Consider the following 9,763-nt stretch of genomic DNA (forward strand, 5'->3'; position numbering starts at 1 on the left):
GTGCCGGGCCCCCGCCGTCCGCGCGGACCGCTCACCGTCGCCGAGCCCCGGCGATCGGCAGCGGACCGGTCAGCGGCGGACGGCCAGCAGCAGTCCCGAGCCGGTGGTCAGCAGGGCGGTGCTGAAGCGCTCGTCCTCCCGGAACAGCCGGTGCACGGCCCGCATCGTCCGGGTGTTCTCCTCGCGGTTGGCCGGCTGCGCCACCTTGTCCTGGGAGAGGGCGTCGTTGACCACGAGCATCCCGCCCGGGCGCAGCAGCCGGACCGCCTCCTCCGCGTAGTCGAGGGTGCCCTCGGCGTCGGCGTCGAGGAACACGAGGTCGTAGGCGCCGGCGCTGAGCCGGGGCATCACCAGGGACGCGCGGCCCGGGATGGTGCGGGTCCGGCTCGTCGGGACCCCGGCCTCGCGGAACGTGTCGCGGGCGGCGCGCAGCGCCCGGATGTCGGCGTCGATCGTCGTCAGCACGGACGTGCCGGGCAGCCCGCGCAGCAGCGCCAGGCCGGACACCCCCGCCCCCGTGCCCACCTCGACCACCGTCGCGGGCCGCGCGGCCGCGGCGAGCACGGTGAGGGCGGCGGCCGTCCCCGGGGTCACCGGGGGGATGCGCAGGGCGAGGGAGCGCTCCCGGGCGCGGTAGGCGAGCTCGTCCTCGGCGGCGAACGCCTCGGCGTACGACCAGCTCGTCGTCTTGTCCGCGCCCATGGTCCGCCCTTCGTCGCTGTAGTGGATGCGCGCCATCCTACCGGCTGGGCCCGGCCGTCCGGCCACCGCCCAGTCGGCATCCAGCTTGCCGGTCGATCATGGAGCGGACCACGACGTCGTCGGCGGGGCCGTTTCCGGAGCGGGTGACGGGGCGGCCCGGGGCGCGGGGGCGGTCCCCCGGCCCCACCGCACCGCCCCGCACCCGTCGTCCCGCCCCGATCGTCCCGACCGCCGCACGAGGAGGACCGATGTCCCGCCCGGACCGTACCGCGCCGGCCCGCCGCAGCAACGCCGTCCCCGTGGCCGCGGCCACCGTGAGCGCGGTGCTCACCCTGGTGCTGGGCTCCGGCTACGCGGTCGGGCGCACCGTCGTGGCGCAGTCCGCGCACGGCGCCGAGGAGCGGGTGCCGATCTCCGCGTGGCACGGCACCGGCGGGGTCCTGCACGCCGACGAGGCGTCCGCGGACCGGCTGCGCGCCGAGGGCTGGACGCTGCCCACCCTGGCCTCGGACGGCTACCGGGTGGTCTCGATGACCCGCGGCACGCTGGCCGAGCACCCGGTCGTGGCCGTCCGGCTCCAGCGCGGCGAGGACCGGGTGGTCGTGGTCGAGCAGCGCGGTCGCGTCGACCGGGAGAACCCCATGGACGGGCTCACCGGGCTGCCCGTCAGCGCCGAGGGGCTGGAGCGCGTCGCCGTCGAGGGCGTGCCGCTGTGGGTGGACGCCGGGCCGCCGTGGCGGGTCGTGCTCGTGGGGGACGAGGTCGTCTACACGGTCTCCGGGGACTCCGGGCCGTCCGCGATGGCCCGCACCGTGGGCCTGGTCGTCGCGGACGAGCGGGGTCGCGTGGTGGAGCCGTCCGCGGGGGACCCCGGCGTCGCCGAGACGGTGCTCGCCGGCCTGCGCGAGATCTTCGGCTGACCGGGTCCCGGCCCGCGGACTGGTAAAATTTCTTCCTGTGCTCGGCATCAACGGCGGCGAAGCGATCATCCTGGTGCTCCTGGCCCTGTTCATCATCGGGCCGGAGCGGCTGCCGGAGTACGCGGAGAAGCTCAAGGAGCTCGTCAAGGCCGCCAAGCGCTACGCCACCGGCGCCACCGAGGAGCTCAAGGAGACCCTCGGGCCGGAGATCGCCGACGTCGACTGGCGCAAGCTCGACCCCCGCCAGTACGACCCCCGCACCATCGTGCGCCAGGCCTTGCTGGAGGACGACGAGCCGGCGGAGGCCGCCGCGCCGCGGCCCCGGCCGGCGCTGACCCGCCTGGCGCCCGGCGAGCGGGCACCCTTCGACACCGAGGCCACCTGAGCCGACCCGTCACGCACCGGCGCGGGTCCGGCCGCGTCAGCGCGGCGCCAGGCCCAGCGGCCGCCCGGCGAGCCCGCGCGGGCGGGCGCCCAGCGCGTCCGCGACCGAGCGCAGCGCCACCGCGGCGGGGGAGCGCGGGGCCGACCACACGACCGGCCGGCCGGAGTCCCCGCCCTCGCGCAGCGCGAGGTCGAGCGGCACCGCGCCGAGCAGCGGCACGTCGTAGCCCAGCCGCCGGGTCAGGGAGTCCGCGATGCGGGCGCCCCCGCCGGCCCCGAACAGCTCGAGCACGCTGCCGTCCGGCATCGGCATGCCCGCCATGTTCTCGACCACCCCGGCCACCTTCTGACCGGTCTGCACCGCGAGCGCCCCGGAGCGCTCCGCGACCTCGACGGCCGCCTGCTGGGGCGTGGAGACCACGAGCACCTCCGCCGAGGGCAGCAGCTGCGCCACCGAGATCGCGATGTCGCCCGTGCCCGGCGGGAGGTCCAGGAACAGGTGGTCGAGGTCCCCGAAGTGCACGTCCGTGAGGAACTGCTCCACGGCGCGGTGCAGCATCGGCCCGCGCCAGGCCACCGGCTGGGCCGGGTCCACGAACATCCCGATCGAGATGACCTTGAGCAGCCCCGCGCGGCCGCCGTCTTCCCGCGCGGACCCGGGGACGTCCACCACGGGGGGCAGGATCATGTCCCCGACCTGGGTGGGCGCCCGGTCGATGCCGAGCAGCCCGGGAACGGAGAACCCGTGCACGTCCGCGTCCACGATGCCGACCGACCGGCCCCGCGCGGCCAGCGCGGCGGCGAGGTTCACGGTGACCGTCGACTTGCCGACGCCGCCCTTGCCGCTGGTCACGGCGTGCACCCGGGTCAGGGAGGACGGGTCGTTGAAGGGCACGGTCCGGGTGTGGCCCACCCGGTCCTTGAGGGCCGTCCGCTGCTCCGGGGTCATCACCCCGATCTCGACGTCCACGGAGCGCACCCCGGCCACGGTCCCCACGGCCTCCCGGACGTCCTGCTCGATGGTGCCGCGGAGCGGGCAGCCGCTGATGGTCAGCAGCACGTGCACCGCGGCGCGGCCGGCGTCGTCGAGGACGGCCGAGCGGATCATCCCCAGCTCGGTCACGGGCCGGCGCAGCTCCGGGTCGAGCACGCCGTCCAGGGCGGCGCGCAGGGCCGGGTCGAGGGTCTCGGGGGCGAGGACGTCGTCGGGGCGGGGCTCAGGCACGGGGGCTCCCTCGGGTCTCGGGGGCGGTGGGGCGGTCGGGGGTCCTGCTCCTGCGGCGGGCCGTCCTCCTCGGCGGGCTCCCCGGCTCGTCGGCGTCCGGGGCGTCGTCCTGGGACTCCAGGATCTCCTCGAGCACCGAGCGCAGCTCCGAGCGGACGAAGTCGCGGGTGGCCACGTCGCGCAGCGCGATCCGCAGCGAGGCGATCTCCCGGGTGAGGTACTCGGTGTCGGCGAGGTTCTGCTGGGCGCGGCGGCGGTCCTCCTCCTGCGTCACCCGGTCCCGGTCGTCCTGCCGGTTCTGCGCGAGCAGCAGCAGGGGCGCCGCGTAGGACGCCTGCAGCGACAGCATCAGCGTGAGCAGCGTGAAGTTGAGGTCCTTGGAGTCGAACTGCAGCTCCCGGGGCGCGATGGTGTTCCAGCCCAGCCACAGGGCCACGAAGACCGTCATCCACAGCAGGAACTGCGGCGTGCCCATGAAGCGGGCGAAGCCCTCGGTCATCCGCCCGAAGGCGTCGGGGTTCGGCCGGAACCGGTCCAGCAGCCCCGGCCGGTGCTCGCGCGGCTGGTCGAGGGCGTTGCCGCGAGTGCTGACGCGGGGGTGGCGGGGCTCGCGCTCACTCATACCGCTTGCCCACCTTCCGGATCGGGGTCCCGTCGTCGGCGGTGCGCCAGTCGTCCGGCAGCAGGGCGTCGAGGACGTCGTCGATGGTGATCGCCCCCACCACCCGGTCGTGGTCGTTGACCACCGGGATGATGGTGAGGTCGTAGGTCGCGAGCTCGCGGGCGACCTCCTGGAGGGAGGCGAGGTCGGAGACCGGCTCGAACGAGCGGTCGATCAGGTTGCCGACGGCCTCCGGCGGCGGGTAGCGCAGCAGCTTCTGGGTGTGCACCATGCCGAGGTACTTGCCGGTGGGCGTCTCCAGCGGCGGTCGCGAGACGATCACGGCCGCCGCGACGGCGGGGCTGAGCTCCTCCTGGCGGATGTGCGCGAGCGCCTCGGCCACGGTGGCCTCCGGCGGCAGGATGATCGGCACGGGGGTCATGAGCGAGCCGGCCGTGCCCTCCTCGTACTCCAGCAGGCGCCGGACGTCCTCGGCGTCCTCGGGCTGCATGCGCGCGAGCAGCTCCTCGGCCTGGGCCTCGGGCAGCTCGTTGAGCAGGTCGGCGGCGTCGTCGGGCTCCATCTCCTCGAGCACCGTGGCCGCGCGGTCCGGTTCCATGTTGGTGAGGATGTAGACCTGGTCCTCCTCCGGGAGCTCCTCCAGGACGTCGGCGAGCCGGTCGTCCTGGAGCTCGTGGGCGATCTCGAGCATGCGCTTGGCCGACATGTCGTGGAGCTCGTCGGCGAGGTCGGCGGGCTGCTGCTCCTCGTGGGAGGCGACCCACTGCGTGGCCGGCTGGTGGCCCGCGGCGGAGGGGTCGCCCGCGTCCTCCCAGTCGATGATCAGCGTCTCGTTGCGCCGGCGCATCAGGCCCCCGCCCGTGCCGGTGCGGCGGACGAAGAGCTGGGTGATCAGCCAGTCCCCGGTGTTGCGCTTGCGCTCCATCGCCATGTCCTCGACGGTGGCCGAGCCGGAGCCGTCGCGCAGCACCACGGTCCGGTCGAAGACCTCGCCCACCGCGAGCGTCTCCGCTCCGCGCTGCTCGAAGCGGCGCAGGTTGACCAGTCCCGTGCTGATGATCTTCTCCGCGTCGATGCTGGTCACGCGGGTCATCGGCACGAACACCCGCTTCTTGCCGAGGACCTCCACCACGAGGCCCACCACGAGGGGCCGGCGGGAGGAGCGGCCGTACCGGGAGCTGCCGCGCATCAGCACCACGACGTCGCGCAGCCGCCCCAGACGGTCGCCCAGGGGGTCGAACACGTCGAGGCCGATCAGGCGCGCGATGAAGATCTTGTCGATGTGGCTGCTCACCGTACAAGACTACCCACCGGTCCCCGGGGTCCGGTCCGGGGGGCAGGCCACGCCCCCCGGCGCGGGACCGGGCGCGGGCACGGCGTGCCGCGCGGGGCGCGCGGGGCGCGGCGGGGCGGCCGGATGGGGGAGAATGGGGCCATGAGCTCGCCACGGTCCCTGCCCTCCGCCAGTCCCGCCGTCCGCGGTCTGCCCCGCGGGGAGGTGATCGGGCGCTACGCCACGTACGCCGATGCGCAGAAGGCCGTGGACCACCTCGCGGACGAGCAGTTCGAGGTGGACCGGATCGCGATCGTCGGCAACGACCTGAAGTCCGTGGAGCAGGTGACCGGCCGGCTCAGTTATCCGAAGGTGGCCGGCCAGGGCGCGCTCAACGGCATGGTCTTCGGAGCCTTCCTGGGGATGATCCTCTCGCTGCTGGGCGGCGAGCAGTGGCTGTCCACGCTGCTCGTGTCGGTGCTGATGGGCGGGGCCTTCTGGATGCTGCTCGCCACCATCACCTACGCCATGCAGCGCGGGAAGCGGGACTTCACCTCGACCAACCAGATCGTCGCCACCTCCTACGACGTGGTGGCCGCCCCCGAGGTGGCCCAGCGCGCGCAGCAGGTGCTGCAGGGGCTGCGCGGACTGCAGAGCCTCCCGCGGGCGACCCCCGCGCAGCGGCCCGCCCCGCAGCAGGGCCCGCCGCCGGGAGCGCGGCCCGGCCCCCCGCAGGGCGGCGCCCCGGGGCAGGCCCCGGAGGGGGCCCCGTGGCAGCGGCCCGCCCCCGGGGCTCCCGCGCAGCCGGGGAGCGGCCCCGCACCCGCGGCGCAGGACCAGAAGACCGCGGCGCCAGGGCCCTCCGCCACGTTCCAGGACCTGCCCGACGGCCGCCCCCAGTACGGCATCCGGCTCCCCGCCGCGGAGCCGTCCGGGGAGCCTGCCGGGCAGGAGCCCGCCGGGCGCGACACGGCCCGGCCCGGGGCGACCGGGCGGGACGCCGGCGGGAGCACGTCCGCCGGCGCCTCCCGCTGACGGCGCCCTGGCCGCCGGCTCAGCTGGGGTCGACGCCCTCCCGGGCGTGCCACAGACCGGTCATCCACGCCTCGACCTCGTCCGGGGTGCGAGGCAGCCCGGACGAGAGGTTGACGTTGCCGTCCTCGGTGATCAGCACGTCGTCCTCGATCCGCACGCCGATCCCGCGGTACTCCTCCGGCACCGCGAGGTCCTCCGCCTTGAAGTAGAGGCCGGGCTCGATGGTGAACACCATGCCGGGCTCGATGACGCCGTCCACGTAGAGCTCCCGCTTGGCCTGCGCGCAGTCGTGCACGTCCAGGCCCAGGTGGTGGCTCGTACCGTGCGGCATCCACCGCCGGTGGTGCTGGCCCTCCGCGGAGAGCGAGACCTCGGCGGGCACGGGCAGCAGCCCCCAGCTCTCGAGCCGCCGCGCCAGGACCTCCATGGCCGCGGCGTGCACGTCGCGGAACCGGTTGCCGGGCACCGCGGCGTCGAACGCGGCGTCGGCGGCGTCCAGGACCGCCTGGTAGATCCGCCGCTGGACCTCCGAGTAGCGCCCGTTCACGGGCAGGGTGCGGGTGATGTCCGCGGTGTAGAGGGAGTCGGCCTCCACCCCCGCGTCCACGAGGATCAGCTCCCCGGGGATGACCCTGCCGGTGTTGCGGATCCAGTGCAGGACCGTGGCGTTGTTGCCGCACGCCGCGATGGTGTCGTAGCCCAGGTCGTTGCCGTCCGTGCGGGCCCGGGCGAAGAAGGCGCCCTCGACCATGCGCTCGCCGCGGTGGCGGTGGCCCGCCGCGGCGGGCAGCACGTGCACGATGTCGGTGAAGCCGGCGATGGTCGCGTGCACGGCCTCGCGCAGCTGCCCGACCTCGTGGGCGTCCTTGACGAGGCGCAGCTCCGAGAGCGCCTCGGCGAGCTCGCCGTCGAGGGCGTCCGAGGCCTCCAGGTCCACCCCGGTGTTGATCCGCGAGGTGTCGACCAGGGCGTCGACGTTCAGGTCCACCTCGCGCACGAGCCGGATCCGCAGCCCGCCCAGCGCGCCGGGCCCGGCGTCCTTGGTGATCGCGTCCTCGAGGCCGCCGAGGTCCCGGGTGCGCAGCCCGTAGGCGGCACCCAGCGCCTCGAGGGTGGGGCGGGGACCCACCCAGAACTCCCCGTTCTTGGCGTCGGCGTAGAACTCCTTCGTGTCCCGGCCGGCCATGGGGTGGAAGTACAGGGTGGCCTCGTGGTGGCCGCCGTCGTCGCCCGCGCCCTCCTCGACGGGCTCGAGCACCAGCACGGCGTCGGGCTCGTGGTCCACGCCCAGCCCCGTGAGGTGCGCGAAGGCGGAGTGCGGCCGGAAGCGGTAGTCGGTGTCGTTGGAGCGGACCTTGAGCGGTCCGGCGGGGAGCACGAGCCGCTCGCCGGGGAAGCGCTCGGAGATCCGTCGGCGCCGCTCGGCGGCGAAGTCCGCGACCGGGGCCCGCTCCACCTCGGTGGGCTCCGCCTCCGCCCACTGGGAGGCCATGAACTCCTGGAAGGCCGCGGAGTCGGGGCGCTGGGACCGGTTCTCGACCCGGTCCGAGAGCGGCTGGGCCGCGTCCTGGGGTGTGCTGCTGTGCTCTGTCATGATTCCTTTCCTCGCGTCGTCCGTCTCATCGTGCCACGCGGGGCGGCGGCCCGTCCGGCCCGGGCCGGTATCGTGGAGGGGGTGAAGATCGACCTGCACACCCACTCGTCCGACTCCGACGGCACGGAGAGCCCGGCGGAGGTCGCCCGCGCGGCGCACGCGGCGGGCCTGGACGTCTTCGCCCTCACCGACCACGACACCACGTCCGGGTGGCAGGCCGCCGGGGACACCGCCGTGGCGCTGGGCGTGGCGTTCGTCCCGGGCATGGAGATCTCCTGCACCACCGGGGACGGGATCTCGGTGCACCTGCTGAGCTATCTGCACGATCCGCGGGAGCCGGAGCTGCTCGCCGAGATCGAGTCCTCCCGCTGCTCCCGGCGCACCCGGGCCGAGCGCATGGTCGAGCTGCTGTCCGAGGACTACCCGATCGACTGGGACGTGGTCCTCGACCACGTGCACGAGGGCGCGACCGTGGGCCGCCCGCACATCGCCGACGCCCTGGTGACCGTGGGGGTCGTGGAGAACCGCACGGCGGCCTTCGCCTCCGTGCTGCACAGCCGCTCCCGCTACTACGTCCCCCACTACGCCCCGGACCCCGTGCACGCGGTGCGCCTCGTGCGGGCCGCCGGCGGCGTCCCCGTGTTCGCCCACCCGCTGGCCGCCGCCCGCGGACGGGTGGTGGGCCCTGAGGTCTTCGAGGCCATGATCGACGCCGGGCTCGGGGGGCTCGAGGTCGCGCACCGGGACAACCCCGACGACGCCCGGGCCCGTCTGGTCCGGATGGCCTCCGAGCACGACCTGGTGGTCACGGGCTCCAGCGACTACCACGGCGCCGGCAAGCCCAACCGGCTGGGCGAGAACCTGACGTCCGTCCAGTCGCTCGTGCGGATCGAGGAGCAGGCCGTCTCCGGCGTCCCCGTGCGCTACCCCTGACCGGTCCCGGGCCGGACCCCCGCCGGCACCGGGGGGAACCCGTGCTCAGTCCCACACGGTCGCGCCCGGCAGGCGCGCCCGCATGACCTCGATCGCCTCCGGGTTGCGGTCCACGCACACGAACCGCCGCTCCAGCTGACCTGCGGCCGCGCCCAGCGTCCCGGAACCGGCGAAGAAGTCCAGCACCCAGTCCCCGCGGGCGGAGCTCGCGGCGACCATCCGGCGCACCAGTCCCACGGGCTTCTGCGTGGGGTAGCCGGTCTTCTCCCGCCCGGTGGGGGACACGATGGTGTGCCACCACACGTCCGTGGGCAGCTTGCCCAGCCGGACCTTCTCCGGGGTCACCAGTCCGGGGGCCATGTACGGCTCCCGGTCCACCTCGGCGCTGTCGAACAGGTACCGCTCGGGGTCCTTGACGTACACGAGGACGTTGTCGTGCTTGGCGGGCCAGCGCCGGCGGGAGCGCCCGCCGTAGTCGTAGGCCCAGATGATCTCGTTGAGGAAGCACTCCCGACCGAAGATCGCGTCGAGCATGACCTTCGCGTAGTGCACCTCCCGGTAGTCGAGGTGCAGGTACAGCGTCCCGTCCTCGGCGAGCACCCGCCACGCCTCCCGCAGCCGGGGCTCCAGGAACCCCCAGTAGTCGGCGAACGCGTCGTCGTAGCTGCGCAGGGCCCCCAGCACCGTGGCGTAGGAGCGTCCGGCGAAACCGGTGCGGTCGCCCTCGCCGGCGGCGACCGGGGTCACGGTCGACTCCCGCCGGCGCTGGGTGCGGCCGGTGTTGAAGGGCGGGTCCACGTAGATCATGCGGAAGGCCCCGCCGGGGAGCCGCCGCAGGAGATCCAGGTTCTCCGCGGCGACCACCGCGTCGGGGCCCTCGGCGTCGAAGGCGAAGGGGCTCACTCGGCGGCGGTGCCGCTCTGCTCCTGCGCGGCTCCGCCGCTGCGGCGGCGCCGGCGGCGCCGGGTGGTCCCGTCCGAGGTGCGCTCCACCGAGGTCTCCCGGGCGGCCTCGGCGGCCGCGTCCCGCGCCGCGCCCCGGGGTCCCCGGCCGTCCTCGCGCGGGGCGCCCGACG

Annotated in this window: 10 protein-coding genes; 4 read left to right on the forward strand and 6 right to left on the reverse strand. The window is 74.9% G+C overall.

Annotation, left to right across the window (positions count from 1 at the left end; genetic code table 11):
- Nucleotides 1–69 precede the first annotated feature (69 nt).
- Entirely contained in the window at nt 70–702 is a 633-nt protein-coding gene (locus tag ACFU0Y_RS14825; protein ID WP_380215301.1) for an O-methyltransferase, read from the reverse strand.
- 248 nt (nt 703–950) lie between these two features.
- Here ACFU0Y_RS14825 and ACFU0Y_RS14830 point away from each other — a divergent pair, with 248 nt between their 5' ends.
- Complete coding sequence (locus tag ACFU0Y_RS14830) at nt 951–1,622, forward strand: hypothetical protein (RefSeq protein WP_380215292.1); 672 nt, start codon at nt 951–953, stop codon at nt 1,620–1,622.
- A gap of 37 nt (nt 1,623–1,659) precedes the next feature.
- Nucleotides 1,660–2,007 carry a Sec-independent protein translocase TatB gene (locus ACFU0Y_RS14835; protein WP_380215293.1) on the forward strand — a complete coding sequence of 116 codons (348 nt, stop codon included), beginning with the start codon at nt 1,660–1,662 and terminating at the stop codon, nt 2,005–2,007.
- Nucleotides 2,008–2,043: 36 nt separating this feature from the next.
- Here the strand turns inward: ACFU0Y_RS14835 and ACFU0Y_RS14840 are convergent, their stop codons facing one another.
- The 3 genes from ACFU0Y_RS14840 to ACFU0Y_RS14850 are packed head-to-tail and all read right to left on the reverse strand — an operon-like array spanning nt 2,044 to nt 5,147.
- Nucleotides 2,044–3,231 carry an Mrp/NBP35 family ATP-binding protein gene (locus ACFU0Y_RS14840; RefSeq protein ID WP_380215294.1) on the reverse strand — a complete coding sequence of 396 codons (1,188 nt, stop codon included), beginning with the start codon at nt 3,229–3,231 and terminating at the stop codon, nt 2,044–2,046.
- Complete coding sequence (locus tag ACFU0Y_RS14845) at nt 3,224–3,853, reverse strand: DUF1003 domain-containing protein (protein ID WP_380215295.1); 630 nt, start codon at nt 3,851–3,853, stop codon at nt 3,224–3,226. Before ACFU0Y_RS14845 ends, ACFU0Y_RS14840 begins: the two co-directional genes overlap by 8 nt.
- Nucleotides 3,846–5,147, reverse strand: coding sequence for a magnesium transporter MgtE N-terminal domain-containing protein (locus tag ACFU0Y_RS14850; protein ID WP_380215296.1), 1,302 nt, complete (start codon nt 5,145–5,147; stop codon nt 3,846–3,848). Before ACFU0Y_RS14850 ends, ACFU0Y_RS14845 begins: the two co-directional genes overlap by 8 nt.
- A gap of 141 nt (nt 5,148–5,288) precedes the next feature.
- Between ACFU0Y_RS14850 and ACFU0Y_RS14855 the strand changes: the two genes are divergently transcribed.
- Nucleotides 5,289–6,161, forward strand: coding sequence for a general stress protein (locus tag ACFU0Y_RS14855; protein WP_380215297.1), 873 nt, complete (start codon nt 5,289–5,291; stop codon nt 6,159–6,161).
- A 19-nt stretch (nt 6,162–6,180) separates the two neighbouring features.
- On the opposite strand, the gene ACFU0Y_RS14860 is transcribed toward ACFU0Y_RS14855, so the two are convergent.
- Nucleotides 6,181–7,755: an aminopeptidase P family protein gene (locus tag ACFU0Y_RS14860; protein WP_380215298.1), complete on the reverse strand. Its 1,575-nt coding sequence runs from the start codon at nt 7,753–7,755 to the stop codon at nt 6,181–6,183.
- Between the two features lie 81 nt (nt 7,756–7,836).
- Between ACFU0Y_RS14860 and ACFU0Y_RS14865 the strand changes: the two genes are divergently transcribed.
- Nucleotides 7,837–8,688, forward strand: coding sequence for a PHP domain-containing protein (locus ACFU0Y_RS14865; protein WP_380215299.1), 852 nt, complete (start codon nt 7,837–7,839; stop codon nt 8,686–8,688).
- Nucleotides 8,689–8,733: 45 nt separating this feature from the next.
- On the opposite strand, the gene ACFU0Y_RS14870 is transcribed toward ACFU0Y_RS14865, so the two are convergent.
- The gene (locus ACFU0Y_RS14870; RefSeq protein WP_380215300.1) at nt 8,734–9,591 is read right to left on the reverse strand and encodes a DNA-methyltransferase; all 858 of its coding nucleotides are present in this window, start codon (nt 9,589–9,591) and stop codon (nt 8,734–8,736) included.
- Nucleotides 9,592–9,763 lie beyond the last annotated feature (172 nt).

This window comes from Kocuria sp. NPDC057446 (genome assembly GCF_042802875.1).
Lineage (GTDB): Bacteria > Actinomycetota > Actinomycetes > Actinomycetales > Micrococcaceae > Kocuria.